Origin of the sequence: Streptomyces sp. NPDC088762 (genome assembly GCF_044750905.1) — a bacterium.
Taxonomy (GTDB): Bacteria; Actinomycetota; Actinomycetes; order Streptomycetales; family Streptomycetaceae; genus Streptomyces.
On sequence record NZ_JBIVKT010000001.1, the window covers coordinates 772,371 to 789,583 of the forward strand.

General features: G+C 70.4%; 19 protein-coding genes. 7 read left to right on the forward strand and 12 right to left on the reverse strand.

What is annotated here, in order from left to right:
• Positions 1-12: 12 nt before the first annotated feature.
• The 3 genes from ACIP5M_RS03555 to ACIP5M_RS03565 all read right to left on the reverse strand — a co-directional run bounded on the left by ACIP5M_RS03555 (position 13) and on the right by ACIP5M_RS03565 (position 2,708).
• Positions 13-654: a hypothetical protein gene (locus ACIP5M_RS03555; protein WP_401191336.1), complete on the reverse strand. Its 642-nt coding sequence runs from the start codon at positions 652-654 to the stop codon at positions 13-15.
• A 144-nt stretch (positions 655-798) separates the two neighbouring features.
• Positions 799-2,166: a chloride channel protein gene (locus ACIP5M_RS03560; RefSeq protein WP_401191338.1), complete on the reverse strand. Its 1,368-nt coding sequence runs from the start codon at positions 2,164-2,166 to the stop codon at positions 799-801.
• Positions 2,163-2,708 carry a potassium channel family protein gene (locus tag ACIP5M_RS03565; protein ID WP_401191340.1) on the reverse strand — a complete coding sequence of 182 codons (546 nt, stop codon included), beginning with the start codon at positions 2,706-2,708 and terminating at the stop codon, positions 2,163-2,165. Before ACIP5M_RS03565 ends, ACIP5M_RS03560 begins: the two co-directional genes overlap by 4 nt.
• Positions 2,709-3,282: 574 nt before the next feature.
• On the opposite strand from ACIP5M_RS03565, the gene ACIP5M_RS03570 reads away from it, so the two are divergent.
• From ACIP5M_RS03570 to ACIP5M_RS03595, 6 genes are all read left to right on the forward strand, one after another.
• On the forward strand, positions 3,283-4,230 hold the full coding sequence (locus ACIP5M_RS03570) for a hypothetical protein (RefSeq protein ID WP_401191342.1): 948 nt from the start codon (positions 3,283-3,285) through the stop codon (positions 4,228-4,230).
• A 102-nt stretch (positions 4,231-4,332) separates the two neighbouring features.
• Positions 4,333-5,379 (forward strand): NAD(P)/FAD-dependent oxidoreductase, encoded by a 1,047-nt coding sequence (locus tag ACIP5M_RS03575; protein WP_401191343.1) that lies wholly within the window; start codon positions 4,333-4,335, stop codon positions 5,377-5,379.
• Positions 5,380-5,401: 22 nt separating this feature from the next.
• Positions 5,402-7,195, forward strand: a complete 1,794-nt coding sequence (locus tag ACIP5M_RS03580; protein ID WP_401191345.1) for a carbamoyltransferase — start codon at positions 5,402-5,404, stop codon at positions 7,193-7,195.
• 29 nt (positions 7,196-7,224) lie between these two features.
• Complete coding sequence (locus tag ACIP5M_RS03585; RefSeq protein ID WP_401191347.1) at positions 7,225-7,704, forward strand: SRPBCC family protein; 480 nt, start codon at positions 7,225-7,227, stop codon at positions 7,702-7,704.
• 5 nt (positions 7,705-7,709) lie between these two features.
• A complete protein-coding gene (locus ACIP5M_RS03590) occupies positions 7,710-8,345 on the forward strand; it encodes a histidine phosphatase family protein (protein WP_401191349.1) in 636 nt (211 codons plus the stop codon).
• 89 nt (positions 8,346-8,434) lie between these two features.
• Positions 8,435-9,202, forward strand: a complete 768-nt coding sequence (locus tag ACIP5M_RS03595) for a GNAT family N-acetyltransferase (RefSeq protein ID WP_401191351.1) — start codon at positions 8,435-8,437, stop codon at positions 9,200-9,202.
• 50 nt (positions 9,203-9,252) lie between these two features.
• Here ACIP5M_RS03595 and ACIP5M_RS03600 read toward each other — a convergent pair whose 3' ends face one another.
• The 5 genes from ACIP5M_RS03600 to ACIP5M_RS03620 all read right to left on the reverse strand — a co-directional run bounded on the left by ACIP5M_RS03600 (position 9,253) and on the right by ACIP5M_RS03620 (position 13,406).
• Positions 9,253-9,834 carry a hypothetical protein gene (locus ACIP5M_RS03600; protein WP_401191352.1) on the reverse strand — a complete coding sequence of 194 codons (582 nt, stop codon included), beginning with the start codon at positions 9,832-9,834 and terminating at the stop codon, positions 9,253-9,255.
• 117 nt (positions 9,835-9,951) lie between these two features.
• The gene (locus ACIP5M_RS03605) at positions 9,952-10,290 is read right to left on the reverse strand and encodes a helix-turn-helix domain-containing protein (protein WP_401191353.1); all 339 of its coding nucleotides are present in this window, start codon (positions 10,288-10,290) and stop codon (positions 9,952-9,954) included.
• Positions 10,291-10,975: 685 nt separating this feature from the next.
• The gene (locus tag ACIP5M_RS03610; protein WP_401191355.1) at positions 10,976-11,203 is read right to left on the reverse strand and encodes a hypothetical protein; all 228 of its coding nucleotides are present in this window, start codon (positions 11,201-11,203) and stop codon (positions 10,976-10,978) included.
• A gap of 155 nt (positions 11,204-11,358) precedes the next feature.
• The gene (locus tag ACIP5M_RS03615) at positions 11,359-12,861 is read right to left on the reverse strand and encodes a DEAD/DEAH box helicase (protein ID WP_401191356.1); all 1,503 of its coding nucleotides are present in this window, start codon (positions 12,859-12,861) and stop codon (positions 11,359-11,361) included.
• A gap of 341 nt (positions 12,862-13,202) precedes the next feature.
• Positions 13,203-13,406, reverse strand: a complete 204-nt coding sequence (locus ACIP5M_RS03620; RefSeq protein WP_023586116.1) for a cold-shock protein — start codon at positions 13,404-13,406, stop codon at positions 13,203-13,205.
• Positions 13,407-13,796: 390 nt separating this feature from the next.
• Between ACIP5M_RS03620 and ACIP5M_RS03625 the strand changes: the two genes are divergently transcribed.
• Positions 13,797-14,078: a hypothetical protein gene (locus ACIP5M_RS03625; protein ID WP_401191359.1), complete on the forward strand. Its 282-nt coding sequence runs from the start codon at positions 13,797-13,799 to the stop codon at positions 14,076-14,078.
• Between the two features lie 151 nt (positions 14,079-14,229).
• On the opposite strand, the gene ACIP5M_RS03630 is transcribed toward ACIP5M_RS03625, so the two are convergent.
• The 4 genes from ACIP5M_RS03630 to ACIP5M_RS03645 form a co-directional block, all read right to left on the reverse strand.
• Positions 14,230-14,541 carry an SCO5918 family protein gene (locus ACIP5M_RS03630; protein WP_401191361.1) on the reverse strand — a complete coding sequence of 104 codons (312 nt, stop codon included), beginning with the start codon at positions 14,539-14,541 and terminating at the stop codon, positions 14,230-14,232.
• A gap of 51 nt (positions 14,542-14,592) precedes the next feature.
• Entirely contained in the window at positions 14,593-14,997 is a 405-nt protein-coding gene (locus ACIP5M_RS03635; RefSeq protein WP_401191873.1) for a CBS domain-containing protein, read from the reverse strand.
• A gap of 46 nt (positions 14,998-15,043) precedes the next feature.
• Positions 15,044-16,558 (reverse strand): DEAD/DEAH box helicase, encoded by a 1,515-nt coding sequence (locus ACIP5M_RS03640; RefSeq protein ID WP_401191363.1) that lies wholly within the window; start codon positions 16,556-16,558, stop codon positions 15,044-15,046.
• Positions 16,559-16,865: 307 nt separating this feature from the next.
• Positions 16,866-17,069, reverse strand: coding sequence for a cold-shock protein (locus ACIP5M_RS03645; RefSeq protein ID WP_401191365.1), 204 nt, complete (start codon positions 17,067-17,069; stop codon positions 16,866-16,868).
• Positions 17,070-17,213 lie beyond the last annotated feature (144 nt).

The window sequence follows — 17,213 nt, forward strand, 5'->3', positions numbered from 1 at the left end:
CCCGGATCCGGCTCACGCCGGAGCCGGGCCTTCGCCGGTCCGCAGCGCGTCCGGGTTGCGCCTCGCCCAGACCACCAGGCCGACGTAGACGAGGTCGAACACACAGCACAGGAGCCCCAGGCCCAGGATGAACGGCGCGTGGTCGAGCACGCCGATCAGGATCGTGGGGGCCAGCGTGCCGAGCCATTTCGCGACGGCGATGGTCAGGCTCTGCCCGCGCAGGCCGCGCCGGGAGACCAGCATCGCGATGAACAGGCCCGACATCAGCAGGTTCTGGAGGAAGGCCGAGTAGCGGGAAGGGTGCTCGAACTCCGCCATGAACAGGAACTGCACCGCGTACGAGGCGGCGAAGAGCAGCACGCCCCAGGCGGCGAACATCGTCCGGGTCACGAAGCGCGGCAGCTCGGCGCGCCCGAAGGCGAAGAACGTGTACACGATGGCCACGTCGGCCAGCGCCCAGATCAGGTTGATCACGCCCTGGAGCGACACTCCGGCCGCCAGGCTGTCCACCGCGTATATCGACTCCCAGGCGAAGTTGAGGCCCAGAGCGGCCATCGGCATCGCGTACGTCTTCTGCCGGAACCCGATCCGGATCGCTTCGACGTAGACGACCGTCCAGGCGAGCCCGCTGAGGGCGGTGAGGAACGGGTGCATGAGGTTCTCCTGTGGTGGGGCCGGCGGTCTTCCCGCACGAGATCGTCAGCCGATCGTGCAGCCCCGGCCCCGGAAACGGAAGCCGCCGGCCCCCGCCCGTGCCCGTACGCGGCCCGGCCCTTGCCGGGAGGACCTCGGGAAGGGCTACGCAGCCCGGTCGCCGGCGGGCTCCGCCGGCACCGCCGGGGGCGACGCCCCCTCGGGCAGCAGCTCGGTGACGACGAAGGCCACCACGGCCGCCAGGATCACGACCGGCATCATCGCGGCGCCGCCCAGCAGCAGGGTCACCAGCACCACGCTGCTCACCGGGAGCCGCAGCATGGCCGCCGCGGCCGCCGCCATGCCCGCCGCCATCGCGGGCACGACGCCCAGGCCGGGCAGCGGCGCGAGGAGCACGCCCGTCACCGCGCCGAGGAAGAGCGCCGGGAACACCGGGCCGCCGCGCAGGCCGCCGAGGCACAGGGCGTAGGCCGCCCCCTTCAGCAGCAGGAGGGCCAGCAGCGCACCGACACCCCACGCGTGCGGGTCGGCGGCCAGGGCGGCCAGCGACGCCTGCCCGGACAAGGCGACCTCGTCGGGCGCGCGGCCGGTGACCAGCGCGTAGAGGGCGGCGCAGACCGCGGCGCCCAGGGCGCACAGGACGGTCCCCGTGAAGGGCCGGGCCGTGAGGTACGAGGCGACCGCCCGGGCCGCCGCCAGTACGGGGTGCAGGGCGGCGGCGAGGGCCACGGCGAGGACCAGCGCCCACAGGACGTCGGCCGCGTCCAGGTGGGGGACGGGGACGGACGCGTTCAGCGACAGGTCGCCGGTGTGCAACCCGGTCCAGCGCCCGAGGCCCGTGAACACGAGGGAGCCGACCCCGGTGGACAGCAGGGCGGGCAGCATGACGGCGAACAGCTGCGGCCCGCCCACGCCCGCCACCTCGATCAGCAGCACCGCGGCGACCAGTGGGTTGCCGAGGATGGCGGAGATGGCAGCGGCCGCCCCCGCCGCGCCCACGAGCGCGGTGCTCTGGGCGGTCGCCGGTGCCTGCGCCAGGTCCCGGAACAGCAGGGCCAGCCCGGCGCCGAGGGCGATCAGCGGGGCTTCCGGTCCCAGCACCGCTCCGAACGGCAGGCCGGCCATCGCCGCGAGCAGGACCCCGGGCAGGGCGGCCGGCGGGGTGCCACCCGTGTGCAGGCCGGAGGCGGGGACGTGACCGCCGCCGCCGCGCAGGTGCATGACGACCAGGCCGACCGCGCACCCGGCGAAGAGCAGCAGGGGCAGCGGCCACCACCAGGGCGGGGTGTCCCAGCCCAGCGCCTCGGGGAGGTCCCCCCACAGCGCGTCCTGCAGTTCGTGCAGGGCGACGAGGAACCAGAAGGCGGCGAGGGACACCGGGATGCCGATGAGGGCGCAGAAACCGAGCGTCTTCAGGTATCCGGCGCTGCGCAGCGTGTGCCGCAGGACGTCCGCCTCGTGCGGCTGCGTCCCGCTGACGGGCGGTCCGGACCGAGGGCTCGACTGCGTCATGACTCACTCCCGGGCTCGTCCTGCGGACGGCGCCTGCGCACCCCGATCCTGACCGCGCCGAAGAGTGCCTTGGCGATCAGGCCCACCACGATCAGGTCGCAGACCATCTGCACGGTGGTCAGCACCCGGCCGGTCTGACCGGTGGGCGCGATGTCCCCGAACCCGACGGTCGCGAACACCGTGACCGCGAAGTACACGGCGTCGGTGCGGCTCAGCGGCTCCGAGAACGATTCCGGCGCGTCCTGCGAGAGCAGGAAGTACGCCGCGGAGAACAGCAGCAGGAACAGCGGCACGGCGGTGGCCAGCGCCTCGACGGCGCGCAGCCGCGGGTAGGGGGCACGGGCGACCGCGGTGACCTGCCAGGCGACCAGCAGGCCGAAGAGCAGGAGCCCGACTCCGAGGGTCAGGACGGTCAGGACCACGAACCCGCCGTCCAGGGGCGCCAGGTAGAACAGCGCCGTGAGCAGCACCACCGAGGCCGTCGAACGCAGCACGCACCCCGCCAGGAGGCGCCGGCCCTGCCGGCCCGCGTAGCGTTCCATGGCGTCAGGACGGCTCTTCGACGGCGTCGCTCATGACCACCTCGACCACTCCTCGCACGCGGCGGGCGTTTCCCGCGCATCCCCGGGCGGGCGGAGCTCCACAGCCATTGCAGCACCCGCCGCCGACGCCCGCATCTTCGCTGCCGAGGGCGCTGGCGGTCCCTGCCCTGGGGGGCCGCGGCGCCGGGTGCGGGCGTTGCAGGGGAAAACCAGTGAAGAGCGGGCCCGGCCGCGGCCGCCGAGTCATCCGGGGGTCGGACGCGCCCACAGGGCCGGATCCGGGCACTTCCGACCGGGGCGGTGGGCGCACGTCGACCCGGTCCTGTTCGGCCAAACGGCGCAACAGCCTTCCCGGGAAAGCCAGTTGATGCGGATCTGCCTGAATCCTCGTGAATCAACCGGCGCGTGAGCCGTGAAGTCACCGCACACCAACCGGCCTGAGCTGGGGTTCCGTAGAAACATACGAACTGTTGATCTATTGGACCGCCCAGGTTTCATGTTTTCAACGCCTGTCTGAATCAAGCCGGTTGGCGATGTACTCGCTGGACAAGACGAACCAACGAACGGGGAAACCTTGTCCGAGAAGCTGCCCGGCCGTCAGATCGAGATCTCCTGGCCCGACCTCGGCATCACCGTCACCGCCGACCTTGACGACCGCAATCCGGCACTCGCCGACGCCCTGTGGGAGTCGCTGCCCTACCAGAGCCTCCAGGGACACGCCCTCATCGCGGGCGAGCACCTCTACCACGTATCGCCGATACCCGCTCTGCTGCACACGCCCCACGACACCCGCATCCCCGACCGGCGCGAGGCCCCCAACGGCACCGTGTTCTGCTCCGGCCTGCAGCACCTGGGCATCAAGTACGGCACGCTGACCGAGCCGATGCCGGCCACCCCCGTCGGCCAGATCCGTGAGGCGGACATGCCCGCCCTGCTGGAGGCCGGGGCCGCGATCTGGGACGCCGTCTACTCCACGAAGAAGCAGATCGTCGCCGAAGTCCGCCGCGCGGGCGAGCCGGGCGGTCACAGCATCCCGACGCTCCGCGCCGCCCACGCGGACGCCGCCCGCCTGATCGCCGACATCGTCGCCGAGACCGAGAAGATCTGGCTCGCACCCCCGGTCGAGCTGGAGGGCCTCCACCAGGGCATCATCCCCTCCCAGGCGGGCAACTTCGGCACCGTCCTGCCCACCCTGCTGTTCGTCAACGGCGAGACGCGGCCGCTCGGTTACGCGGCCTACGGCGGCATCGTGCGCGCGGCCGTCCAGGGCATGCCCATGGAGTCCCTCGTCCACATGACCCGGCTCCTGGTCGGCGTCCCCGCCGAGTTCCTGGGCTACTGCGGCCTGGAGAAGCTGTGGGCCTTCACCCAGCGCTTCCTCGCCGTCCTGGACGACCTCGACCGCGACGACTTCTACGCCGTCGCGAGCCAGATGGCCCTCTACATCAACTGCCTCGGCGGCTGGAACCTCCAGCTGTACCCGTGGGAGACCGGAGACCACCTGCGCCAGCAGGGCGCCTGAGAGAACGCGCAGCCATGCCCGGAGCGGAGTCCGGCGAGGGGATGACGCCATCGGCGGTCATCCCCCGCCCCCTGCACCCCACACCCCAGGAGAAGGAAGACCTTGAGCGCCCTGCCCGCCCGCGCTGACGCCGTCGTCATCGGCGGGGGAGTGATCGGAACATCGGCCGCCTACCACCTCGCCGAAGCCGGCGTGGACACCGTGCTGCTGGAACGCGGAGGCCTCGGCGGCGGGGCGTCCGCGCACACGGCGGGCATGGTCCGCACCTACTTCCCCGGCAACCCCGCCACGGGGCAGAGGGCCGTGCGCAGCCTGAACGCCTATCACGACTTCGCCCGCCACACCGGAGCCTCCCTCGGGCTGAAGCGGCTCGGGTTCATGGCGCTGTTCACCGAAGAACAGCAGATCGCCGAGTTCGAGGCCGACCAGCAGGCCCAGCGGGCCGCCGGCGTCCGGGTCGAGCTGATCAGTGCCCGTGAAGCGGCCGAGCTCAACCCGCTGATCAGCGAGCGCGCCGTACTGGCCGCCGGCTGGGCTCCCGAGGCGTACCACGTGGACGGCCTCGACATCGTCCGCGGTTACGCCGCCGCCGCCCGCAACCACGGTGCCCGGCTGTTCACCCACACACCCGTCACTCGCATCGACGACGACAACACCGTCCATACCCCGCAGGGCAGCATCAAGGCGGACAGCATCGTGTGCACGGCCGGGCCGTGGTCCGGCGAGGTGGCCTCCATGGCGTCGGTCGAGCTGCCGCTGGCGCCCCGCGTGATGGAGATGCTGTTCACCGACGTCCCGCCGTCCCCGCACCGGGACATGCCCATGACGATGGACGCCGCCTCGGGGCTGCGGATCCGGTCCTGGAAGGACCGCATCCTCCTCGCCATGGGCGCGCCGAAGGACGGCGAAGCGCGCGAGGACTGGCTCGGCCGCATCGCCGGCCACCTCGGCACCCTGTTCCCCGCCTTGGACGGCATCGGCCTGCACCGCGCGTGGTCCGGTGACTTCGACGCCAGCCCCGGCAACACCGCCTTCATCGGGGAACACCCCACCCGCCGCTTCCTGTACGCGGCCGGATTCACGGGCGCGGGCCTGTGCCAGGCCCCGGCGGCTGGGGAGCAGCTCCGCGACCTGCTGATCGTCAAGTAGCCCCAGAACAGGAAAGAATGCCGTGATTGTTCTTGGATGTAATGGTTTCAGTCGGGTCTCGGAGTTCTTCTCCGAGCGCCTCGGCGCGACCGGCATCAACAAGCATTACCTCTTGGGCCACGACGCCGCCGCCGCACTCCTGGTGGACGGCCGTCTGGTCGCCGCGGTGGAGGAGGAACGCCTCAACCGGGAGAAGAAGACCACCGACTTCCCCGCGCACGCGATCGACTGGTGCCTGAAGGAAGCGGGCATCACGTTCGACGACGTCGACCTGTTCGCCTTCCCCTGGAACTGGACCACCGAGGTCCTGGACGCGATCAAGGAGGGCATCCGCACCTCGCCGATGGCGCAGGACGCGAAGACCCGCCTCCTGGGCGACATGACCGACCTCTTCGACCAGGTCGTGAGCCCCGAGGCGATCCTCGCGGACTTCGAGGCCCGCACCGGGCACCGCCCCGACCCGGCGAAGGTCCGTTTCGTTCCGCACCACCTGGCGCACGCCACGACCGGTTACTACCTCGCCGGCATGAAGGACGCCGCTTTCCTCGTCAGCGACGGTCGCGCCGAACGCTTCTCGACCCTGACGGGCGAGATCCGCGACGGCAGGATCACCGTCTTCGAGGACAGCGTCATCGGTGCCCAGTACTCCATGGGCACGCTGTTCTCCTCCATCACCCGCTTCCTCGGTTTCGTCCCCAACAACGACGAGTACAAGGTGATGGGCCTGGCCGGGTACGCCGCCCCGCCGGCCCCGAACCCGTTCCTCGACAACCTCCTGGTGCTGCACGACGACGGTCGGTACTCCTTCACCAAGGCCCTGCAGACCGACAACCTGCACAGCCACGACGCGCTGTTCGAGGAGTACTTCGGACCCTTCGAGGACACCCTCGAATACACCTCCCGGGTGGCCGCGGCCGCCCAGGAGATGCTCAACGTGGCCACCGCGCACCAGGTCCGGCACCTGGAGAAGCGGACGGATCTCGACCGGCTGCTGTTCGAAGGCGGCGTCGCCCTGAACTGCCTGAACAACACACCGCTGTTTGAGGGCTCCCGCTTCGAGGACATGCAGGTCAGCTTCGGCGCCTCCGACACCGGCATCACCATCGGTGCCGCGGTCCACGCCTGGCTGGGCCACCCCGACACCGACCGCGCGGACATCCGCGCCGCCTCCACGCCCGTCACCCCGTATCTGGGACCGGCCTACGACGAGGCCGCGATCGAGGAGGCCCTCGAGGGCTTCGCCGACCGTGTCGTCGCCTCCCGCCTGGACGATGACGAGGTCATCGAGCACGTGGCGAAGCTCCTGACGGAGAAGGTCGTCATCGGCTGGTTCGAAGGCCGCGTCGAGCACGGGCCGCGTGCGCTGGGGCACCGCAGCATCATCGCCAACCCCGGCTTCAGCGACATCAAGGACATCATCAACACCCGGGTCAAGCACCGCGAGCCGTTCCGCCCGTTCGCTCCCCTCGTCCTCGAGGAGCAGGCGCCGAAGATCTTCGACATGGGGCGCAAGACCAGTTCCCCGTACATGACGTTCGTCTTCCCCGTCCGCGAGGAGTACAAGGACCGCATCCCCGGCGCCGTACACGTGGACGGCACCTCCCGCATCCAGACCCTGACGGACGAGGGCACCCCCAGGCTCACGGCGCTGCTGCGGAAGTTCACCGAACTCACCGACACGCCCTGCCTGATCAACACCTCGTTCAACGTCGCCGGCGAACCCATCGTCTGCACGCCGACCGACGCCCTGAACTGCTTCATGGGCACCGAGATCGACTACCTGATCCTCGGAAACCACCTCGTCGCCAAGCGATGACCGTCCACCACCGCAAGAAGGAGCACTCCGTGCCGATCCAGCGCAAGCACACCATGTACCACTCCACCATCCTCGACGCCGACCCGGACACCGTGTGGGCGACCATCCGCGACGCCATGCAGATCCTGGAGATCGTGTCCCCCGGCGACCTGGACGTCCACCGGGACGTGAGCTGGGTGGAGGGCGGCTCGGTCGAAACGGTCCCGGCCCGCTACGACTTCAAGCTCACGCTCAGCGGCAAGGTCGTCCAGCAGGAGATCGCCGCCCGCGACGAGATCAACAGGACCCAGTCCTACCGTGCCGTCGCCCCCACCAGCGGGGTCGCCAGCTACGAGGCCACCATCCGGGTGTTCCCCATCACCAACGACCCGGCCCGCAGCTTCTTCGACTGGTCGCGGATCCTGGAGATCGCCGAGGACGCCGACCTGAGCGTGGTCGAGGGCATCATCGACATCATGGAGAAGCAGACCGACTGCGTACGGGACCACTTCGCGCAGACCGCGAAGTGAGCGACGTGACGACGCTCGTACTGCTGCGGCACGGCGAAACCCTGCTCACCCCCGGGCGGCGGCTCTCCGGCAGCGGAGGTTCCAACCCGGGACTCTCGCCGGCCGGACGCCGCCAGGCGGACGCGGCAGCGGACGCCCTCGCCCACCGCGGCGACATCGAGGCGGTCGTCACGTCACCGATGCGGCGCTGCCGGGAGACCGCCCGGCCGGTGGCCGAGCGCCTCGGCCTGAACCTCCAGGTCGACCCGGACCTGCGGGAAGCGGACTTCGGAGCCTGGGAGGGCCTGACCTTCTCCGAAGTCCGCGCCCGCTACCCGGACGACCTGAACGCCTGGTTCACCTCGCCCGACAGCCCGCCCACGGGCGCGGCCGAGACCATGCACCAGGTCGCCCGCCGGGTCACCGCGGTACGGGACGGCCTCCTGGCCCGGTACGCCGGCGCCACGGTCCTGATCGTCTCCCACGTCGTACCGGTCAGGACCCTGCTTCGCCTCGCCCTCCAGGCCCCGCCGCACACCTTGTTCCGCATGGAGGTCGCGGCGGCCTCCCTGTCGACGGTGACGTACGACAAGGACGGCACCGCCACGGTGCAGTCCCTCAACGACACCCACCACCTGACCGGGAAGTGCCATCGTGCATGACCGCGATCGGCATCCTGGGCGCGGTGGCCCAGTCAGGCCGTAAGGAATTGGCCCCTGCGATACGGGAGTTGAGCCGTACCGTAGGCGCAATGACAACACGATCCATGTCGGCCGACCGGCCCGTGTCCGTAGACCTGACCGAGGCGCCGTTGCGTCAGGCCCGTAACTCCGCCGCCTTGTGGACCGCGACCGGCCGGTGCCGGGGGCACGAGGTCATCCGGCGCCGCGGATTCGTCGCGGTCGACGGTGACGTGCGCGCCGGCCTGCGGATCCTGATCCAAGAGCCGGTCCTCGACCCGGACGAACTGGCCGAGGTGAGCGAGCTGGTGGGCCGAGCCGCAGGCACGGTGAACGCCGAGGATCCGTTCAGCTCGACCGACCTGAGCCACCTGGGCCTGCGCAGCTGGCAGATGCCGGTCATGCTGCGCCGGCCCGGGCCCGTCGGCGAACCGGCGCTGGACGTGATCCGGGTACGGCGGCCCGAGGACCTCCAGGCGGCCGAGCGGATCGTGATCGAGGGCTTCGAGCTGGCCGGATTCACGCCTCACCGCCCCGGCGAGCTGTTCCCGGCGGCGCTCATCGAGCAGCCGGGCGTGGACGTGTTCGTCGCCATGCACGACGGCGTGCCCGCCGGGGCCGGCGTCAGCGTCGTGGACGACGGCGTCGGCAGCCATTACTGGATCGGCACCTCACCGGCTTTCCGGTCGCGTGGCGTGGGGCGGGCCGTGATGCTCGGCTCCCTCGCCCACGTGGCGCACCTGCCGGTCACGCTCACCGCTTCGAAGCTGGGCAGGCCGCTGTACGAGTCGCTGGGTTACACCGTCGCGGCGCCCTCGACGTGGTGGGCCTCTCAGTGACACCGCCGCGGTGAAGCCCGCCGCTTTCGGGCGGGCTTCGCCGTGCGGGGTCAGCCGATGCGGACGGTGATCTCGGGGAGAGGTATGTCGGAGAGGTTCAGCTGGAGCCCGGCCAGGGTCAGGTAGGTCTGCGAGTCGGTCAAGGGCGAGCTGGTGGACGGCGCCTGGGTCTTCCCGCGCGTGCTCACCAGCAGGTACCAGCCCCCGCGCTTGTAGCTGCGGGAGGCGTCGGGGCGGTCGCCGTTCGGGTTCAGCGTCCAGCCCTGGCGCTCCAGGTCGGCGCAGACCGCGTCCATCTCCGACTGGGCGGCCGTCTTCTCGCGGACGGCCGTCCAGCCCGTCCTGTTCGAGTCGGCGCCGGCCGGGCCGAGCGGGTGGCCCTGCGCCGGGTCGAGGCCCGCCGCGCCGACCGCGGTCCGGATCGCCTCGTCCACGGCGTCCCGTGTGAGGGGCGGTGACGTGGACTCCGGTGTGGGCGGCGCCGTGGATGAGGACGGCGTGGGCGCGGGCGCGCCCAGATGGATGCGCCCGTCGTCGGCTATCTGGATCTGATCCGGCATGACCACGGCGCCCAGACTCACGATCAAGGTCGCGGCCAGGCCGATCCACACTCTTTTCAACAGCGCGTTCAACGCGAAACTCCCCCCGAGTGATCATTCGGAGCGAGTCTCACACATGCGGCTCTTGCGGAGCGGATCACGGGAACCCGTATCGGAGCCGGGCCCGCCGGACCGACGGGCGGACCCGGCTCAGTACGAGGCCGGCGGAGGGGACGATTCGGCGGCGCTGCGGTACTGGGCGTTGAGGCGCTGGGCTTCTTCGAGCTGGTCTTCGAGGATGATGATGCGGCAGGCGGCGTCGATGGGGGTGCCTTGGTCGACGAGCTCGCGGGCGCGTGCGGCGATGCGCAGCTGGTAGCGGGAGTACCGGCGGTGGCCGCCACCGGAGCGGAGCGGGGTGATGAGGCGGGCTTCGCCGAGGGCGCGCAGGAAACTCTGGGTGGTGCCGGTCATCTCGGCGGCGCGGCCCATGGTGTAGGCGGGGTAGTCGTCGTCATCGAGCCGGTTGAACGAGTCGTCTGCTGTCACTTGCACCTCTCCGGTGAACGCGTTGAGGGGCCCCGGTGCCGTACGGCACCGGGGCCCCGAAGGAACTACTACACCATCTGCCGGTCCTGATACCGCACCGGCCTTCTGTTTCCGCCGACCCGGCCGAGGTGCTGCCGGGTGCGCGGGGATCGCGGTTGCTTGACCGGAGACCACCTCACTATCGATGTCCTGCGGTACCCGGCCCCAAGAATTCGGCCCGGGCGATCCTGATGGTGCTCGGCTCCTCCGTTCTTCCCTCGATGACCAACCAGGGACTGCGTCCTGCGTACTGCACCTGCGGATACCGCCACTGCCATGACAGCGGTACCGCTCATGGGGGCCCCTGATCACTGCGGGCCCCCCGGTCCGGTCGTCAGCCCCGTCGCCGTCCTTCAACAACCCTGGCTTCGGGACTCCACCACCGCACCGTCCTGCCAACTTGCGGGTGCTGCCCGGCAGTTCGTCTCTGCCGGGCCCTGTTGTCTCGCTTGGTTACGAGAGAAACCATAACCACGCCACTGCCCAATGTCTACTCCGGCCAGGATAGATTTTCGTACCTGCCGGGAAGAGCTCGACTTTCGTGGGAGACGGCACGTGGGAAGACCCGTCGGTACGCGGAAGGGCCCGACCAGCGCGCGCTGGTCGGGCCCTTCTCGCTGTTCCGGTGGCGGCTCGCGCCCGTCGGTCAGACGGCCACCGGGGTCATCGGCCCGCGGTCGCCGGGGACGTCGCGCAGCCGGATGCGGTCCGTGTACGCGTCGCTGTCACGGACGGCGACGAGCTGGGCCCGGGTGATCAGCCGGGGGGTGCGCAGCCCCTCGTCACCGATGAGCAGATGCCCCGCGCGGGCGCTGATCATGACGGACAGGGCCACTTCGACGGTCATGTCATCGCAGACCTGCGGTGCAGCCATCTCCACGGCGTCGGCCACCGTCCTGTGCACGGGGGTGGCGTGAGTCGAGCGGGACTGCGTCTGGGCCGGCGTCACAAGTGCCTCCTGCAGAGATGGGTCGGTTTCCTGATCACGTGGTGTTCAGGCGGCCGCGTCGGCGGCGGACTGGCGCATGCTCACGCGGCGGACTGGCGCACGCTCACGCGGCGGGCCGCCGCGGCGGGACTGCGTCGACCGCGGGACACCGGGCCGCGCTTGCGCTGCTCGGCCGCCGGCGCGGTGATGGTGACCGGGATGCCGGAGGGGGTCCGGGCGCCGGTGATCCGGTGGAGGGCTTCCTCGCCGGAGCGGACCGGGGTGGTCTGGGGGACGATGCCGGCGTCGGCCATGAGGCGGGTCAGGCCGCGGCGCTGGTTGGAGGTGACCAGGGTGACGACGCTGCCGGACTCGCCGGCGCGGGCGGTGCGGCCGCCGCGGTGGAGGTAGTCCTTGTGGTCGGTCGGCGGGTCGACGTTGACGACGAGGTCCAGATTGTCGACGTGGATGCCTCGGGCGGCGACGTTCGTGGCGACCAGGACGGTGACGTGCCCGGTCTTGAACTGGGCGAGGGTGCGGGTGCGCTGGGGCTGGGACTTCCCGCCGTGGAGGGCCGCGGCGCGGACTCCGCTGTCGAGGAGGTCCTGGGTCAGCCGGTCGACGGCGTGCTTGGTGTCCAGGAACATGATCACCCGGCCCTCGCGCGCCGCGATCTCCGTCGTGACCCGGTGCTTGTCGGCGCCGTGCACGTGCAGGAGGTGGTGTTCCATCGTGGTGACCGCGCCCTGGGAGGGGTCGACGGAGTGGACGACGGGGTCGGAGAGGTAGCGGCGGACCAGGAGGTCGACGTTGCGGTCCAGGGTGGCGGAGAACAGCATGCGCTGGCCGTCGGGGCGCACCTGGTCCAGGAGGGCGGTGACCTGGGGCATGAAGCCCATGTCGGCCATCTGGTCGGCTTCGTCCAGGACGGAGATCGCGACCTGGCTCAGCCCGCAGTCACCTCGGTCGATGAGGTCCTTGAGGCGTCCGGGGGTGGCGACGACGACTTCGGCACCCCCGCGCAGGGCGCCGGCCTGGCGTCCGATGGGCATGCCGCCGACCACGGTCGCCAGGCGCAGCTTGACGGCGCGTGCGTACGGCGTGAGGGCGTCGGTCACCTGCTGGGCCAGCTCGCGCGTGGGGACGAGGACGAGGGCGAGCGGCCGGCGGGGCTCGGCGCGCTGCCCGGCGGTGCGGGCCAGCAGAGCCAGGCCGAAGGCCAGGGTCTTGCCGGATCCGGTCCGGCCGCGGCCCAGCACGTCACGACCCACGAGGGAGTTCGGCAGGGTCGCGCCCTGGATCGGGAACGGCACGGACACGCCCTGCGCGGTGAGCGCGGCCAGAAGCTCCGGGGGCATGTCGAGCTCGCCGAACGCCTCGACGGCGGGCAGCGAGGGGGTGATCGTCTTCGGGAGGGCGAACTCTCCCTGTACCGGGGCGGATCGGCGTCCGTAGCCGCCGGCACGGCTGGGGCCTCCCGAACGGCTCGGGGCGGACGAACCGAAGCGACCGCCCCGAACCGGAGCGGCGGCGGAGCCGAAACCGGAGCCGCCGGTGCGGCGGGGGGTGCGGGAGGAGCGGCTGTTCGTGCGTACGGGGTTCATGCAGAACCTTCCTTGAAGCGGCACGTCATCAAGGAATTCCCGCAACGGTGGAGCAGTGCGGGGACCATAAGAACGGGCCGAAGAGAATGCGAAAGCGAATCTCGCCCGCATGGAATCCGTGTCGGCGCGGGCGCTGAAATCCGAAAAGAGTGTGACGTCGAACGAACGTCGAGGCCAGGACGGCTGCGGAACGCGGCTTCGAAGCGGCAGGCGTCCCTGAAGGGTCCATGGGTGAAGATCATCGGCGGGCGCCATGCAGTGGAACCGCTGCCGGAAAATGCATGCAGCTGGGGCCCGCACCCCGAGGGATGCGGGCCCCAGCTACGAACTGCGCGTCAGCTTTAGGCGGGAACGATGTTCTCGGCCGTCGGGCCCTTCTGGCCCTGCGCGATGTCGAAGGTGACCTTCTGGCCCTCCAGCAGCTCGCGGAAGCCCTGGGCGGCGATGTTCGAGTAGTGGGCGAACACGTCGGCGCCGCCACCGTCCTGCTCGATGAAGCCGAAGCCCTTTTCCGCGTTGAACCACTTCACGGTACCAGCAGCCATGTCATTTCTCCTTTGGGCAGTACGCCGGCATTCACACTGTGCGGATGCCGTGTCGCCGCGATGATGCCCCGACCGGAAAAAGACCGGAAATGCAAAGCGCCGCCTACGGAGGTGCTTGAAGTTTTCGGGTACCAAAACTGCAACTGAGATCGACAGTAGCACGCCTCAGCGGCCTCGGTGCGAAAAAAGAACCCGCTCCGCGCGATGGGGTAAATACTCTCCCTGCGGGGCGCGTTAAACTCTCAGCCCGCGGGCACAGATATTGATTTACCCCGAGCGCAGTGTTTCGGAAGCGCGAACCCCGGTCCGCCCGTCCGCCGCAGCGGCCCCGAAGGCCCGGCGGGCCGTTCGTTTCAGCGCTTCTGTGCCCGCCATGACAGGTTGTGCGGCATGAACGAGGCCATAGACCCACGCAACCCGGCGGGCATCCGGGTGGGGGACATCTACGAGGACTGCTTCTTCCACCCGGTTCTCTGCACGGAGATCGACGATGACGGTTGGGTGGTGCTCAGCGGTATCTCGCTCATCGACGGCAGCTTCCCGCGCTCGTGCGACGCCCAGTACTGCCGGCCCATCCGCATTCAGGTCGAGGAGGTCATGACCATCAAGCGGGACCTGGAGGGCTACGCCCGCCGGCGAAAGGCTGAGCTGGGCACAGCCGACGGCGTCTGAGCGTAGCTCTGGCCGGAACGGCCACCGGTGGCCATTCCGGCGGCTACCACGTCGCGTAGAGAAAGCCGCCGGTACGCAGGCGGGGGCGACCGGCACGTGCCGGTCGGGCCCTCGTCGCTGGGTCCGTGTCGGCTCGCGCCGGTCCCGCCGGTCAGACGGTGGCGGGGTGGCCGAGCATCGCGGCCGCCTTCTGGAGCGGGCTGAGGACACGGGTGGGTGCTGCGGCCTGGGGAAGGCCGCGGCAGGTGAACCCGAGCTGGGTCATGGCACGGAGGACTTCGCCGGCGCTGAAGTCGCGGCGGTCCTGGCGGGTGATGACCTGGCCGACCTGCTTGACGGGGTAGGTCCGGCGGCCGATGATCACGGACTCGCCGATGACCTGCTCGGGCTTGACGCCCTTCATCGATTCCAGGACGCCGCTCTTGGTCAGGTCGAACGGGAAGCGGGCGATGACGCAGCGCATGATGCCTCACAGGGGGAAGAGGTGAATGGTCCGACCGCGCGGTGAGGTCGTTCAGTGGGCAAGGGCCAGGACGCCCAGAGCGCTGCCTTGCTCATCGACGACAGGCAGGGCGTCGAGCCGGCGGTAGCGCATCGCGTGCTCGGCCTCGGCCGTCGTGGTCATGGGCGAGGTGAACGGCCCGCGGTCACCGAGGACGTCACGCAGCCGGACCCGGTCCGTGTACGCGTCACTGTCGCGGACGGCGGCGAGCCGGGCCTGGGTAACCAGTCCGGTGCACAGGCCGTCGTTGTCGCAGAGGAGCAGATGTCCGGCGCGGGCACTGGCCATGACGGACAGGGCCACCTCGACCGTCATGTCGTCACAGACCTGTGGCCCGGCCGCCTCCATGGCGTTGTCCACGGTCTGGGCCACAGGGTCGGCACTCACCGAGCGGGGCTGCATCTGGACCAGCGTCAACATGTGCCTCCTGCTGAGATGGGTCAGTCTTCTGATCACGTGTTGGTCAGGCCGCCGCATCGAAGGCGGACTGCCGCACGCTGAGGCGCCGGGCCGCCGAAGCGGCGCTGCGTCGACCGCGGGAGGCTGCGCCGCGCTTGGGCCGCTCGGACACCGGCGCCGTGATGGTGACCGGGACGCCGGATGGGACCTGGGCGCCGGTGATCCGGTTCAGTGCTTCCTCGCCGGGGCGGACCTCGGTGGTCCGGGGGACGATCCCGGCGGCTTGCATGAGGCGGGTCATGTCGCGGCGCTGGTTGGGCGTGACCAGGGTGACGACGCTGCCGGACTCGCCGGCGCGGGCGGTGCGGCCGCCGCGGTGGAGGTAGTCCTTGTGGTCGGTCGGCGGGTCGACGTTGACGACGAGGTCGAGGTTGTCGACGTGGATGCCGCGTGCGGCGACGTTGGTGGCGACGAGCACCGTGACGTGCCCGGTCTTGAACCGGGCAAGGGTGCGGGTGCGCTGCGGCTGCGACTTCCCGCCGTGCAGGGCGGCGGCCCGGACACCGCTGTTCAGCAGGTCCTCGGTCAGCCGGTCCACGGCGTGCTTGGTGTCCAGGAACATGATCACCCGGCCGTCGCGGGCCGCGATCTCCGTCGTCGTCCGGTGCTTGTCGGCGCCGTGCACGTGCAGGACGTGGTGTTCCATCGTGGTGACCGCGCCGGCGGAGGGGTCCACGGAGTGCACGACGGGGTCGGAGAGGTAGCGGCGGACCAGCAGGTCGACGTTGCGGTCCAGGGTGGCGGAGAACAGCATCCGCTGGCCCTCGGGGCGCACCTGGTCCAGGAGGGCGGTGACCTGGGGCATGAAGCCCATGTCGGCCATCTGGTCGGCCTCGTCCAGGACGGAGATCGCGACCTGGCTCAGCCCGCAGTCACCTCGGTCGATGAGGTCCTTGAGGCGTCCGGGGGTCGCGACGACGACCTCGGCACCCCCGCGCAGGGCGCCGGCCTGCTTGCCGATCGACATTCCGCCCACGACGGTGGCCAGGCGCAGCTTCACCGAGCGCGCGTAGGGAGTCAGCGCCTCGGTCACCTGCTGCGCGAGCTCACGCGTCGGTACGAGGATCAGGGCGAGGGGCTGGCGCGGCTCGGCGCGCTGCCCGGCGGTGCGGGCCAGCAGAGCGAGGCCGAAGGCCAGGGTCTTGCCGGATCCGGTCCGGCCGCGGCCGAGTACGTCACGGCCGGCGAGGGTGTTGGGCAAGGTGGCGCCCTGGATGGGGAAGGGCACGGTCACGCCCTGCGCGCCGAGGGCGGCCAACAGCTCGGCCGGCATGGCGAGATCGGCGAAGGTCTCGACGGCGGGCAGCGCGGGGGTGATCGTCTTGGGCAGGGCGAACTCGCCCTGGACCGTCGTGGGTCGGCGGCCATAGCCGCCCGACCGGTTCGGGCCTCCGGAACGGACCGGGGTGGAGGAGCCGAAGCGGCTGCTCCGACCCGCACCGGCGCCAGTGCCGAAAGCGGGGCCGCCGGAGCGGCCGCGGGTGCGGGAGGAACGGTCGTTCGTACGTGTGGGGTTCATTCAGAACCTTCCTCGATACGGCACGTATCAAGGAATTCCCGCAGCGGAAACGCAGCGCGGGGAATCACAAGAACGGGCCGAATGGAATGCGAAAGCGATTCTGGCCCGCAGGAATTCTGTCGGGGCGCAGTCGCCGAGATGGGGTCGCGTCCTGCAGACGCATACCCAGAGAAATCAACCGTGGTGCAAATCTGAGAGGCTGCACCTTGAATAGTTCGTCCGCAGGTGACATCACTGCGGGAAATGCTTGCAGCTGGGGCCCGCACCCCCAGGGATGCGGGCCCCAGCTACGAAATGCGCGTCAGCGTCAGACGGGGACGATGTTCTCGGCCGTCGGGCCCTTCTGGCCCTGCGCGATGTCGAAGGTGACCTTCTGGCCCTCCAGCAGCTCGCGGAGGCCCTGGGCGGCGATGTTCGAGAAGTGGGCGAAGACGTCGGCCCCGCCACCGTCCTGCTCGATGAAGCCGAAACCCTTTGCCGCGTTGAACCACTTCACGGTGCCGGCAGTCATGTCGTATCTCCTTCGGGGCAGTACACCGGCACCCGCGCCGTGCGGATGCCGTGTCGCCGCGATGATGCCCCGCCGGAAAACAGCCCGGAAATATAAAGCGCTCGAATGTGGCGCGGAGGCCGACTGGAGGCGCTTGAAGTTTTT

Bases quoted from the DNA above. Each gene is read 5' to 3' on its own strand.
- ACIP5M_RS03555 (WP_401191336.1), bottom strand. From the start codon at position 654: ATGCACCCGTTCCTCACCGCCCTCAGCGGGCTCGCCTGGACGGTCGTC.
- ACIP5M_RS03560 (WP_401191338.1), bottom strand. From the start codon at position 2,166: ATGACGCAGTCGAGCCCTCGGTCCGGACCGCCCGTCAGCGGGACGCAG.
- ACIP5M_RS03565 (WP_401191340.1), bottom strand. From the start codon at position 2,708: ATGGAACGCTACGCGGGCCGGCAGGGCCGGCGCCTCCTGGCGGGGTGC.
- ACIP5M_RS03595 (WP_401191351.1), top strand. From the start codon at position 8,435: ATGACAACACGATCCATGTCGGCCGACCGGCCCGTGTCCGTAGACCTG.
- ACIP5M_RS03610 (WP_401191355.1), bottom strand. From the start codon at position 11,203: ATGGCTGCACCGCAGGTCTGCGATGACATGACCGTCGAAGTGGCCCTG.
- ACIP5M_RS03615 (WP_401191356.1), bottom strand. From the start codon at position 12,861: ATGAACCCCGTACGCACGAACAGCCGCTCCTCCCGCACCCCCCGCCGC.
- ACIP5M_RS03620 (WP_023586116.1), bottom strand. From the start codon at position 13,406: ATGGCTGCTGGTACCGTGAAGTGGTTCAACGCGGAAAAGGGCTTCGGC.
- ACIP5M_RS03625 (WP_401191359.1), top strand. From the start codon at position 13,797: ATGAACGAGGCCATAGACCCACGCAACCCGGCGGGCATCCGGGTGGGG.
- ACIP5M_RS03630 (WP_401191361.1), bottom strand. From the start codon at position 14,541: ATGCGCTGCGTCATCGCCCGCTTCCCGTTCGACCTGACCAAGAGCGGC.
- ACIP5M_RS03640 (WP_401191363.1), bottom strand. From the start codon at position 16,558: ATGAACCCCACACGTACGAACGACCGTTCCTCCCGCACCCGCGGCCGC.
- ACIP5M_RS03645 (WP_401191365.1), bottom strand. From the start codon at position 17,069: ATGACTGCCGGCACCGTGAAGTGGTTCAACGCGGCAAAGGGTTTCGGC.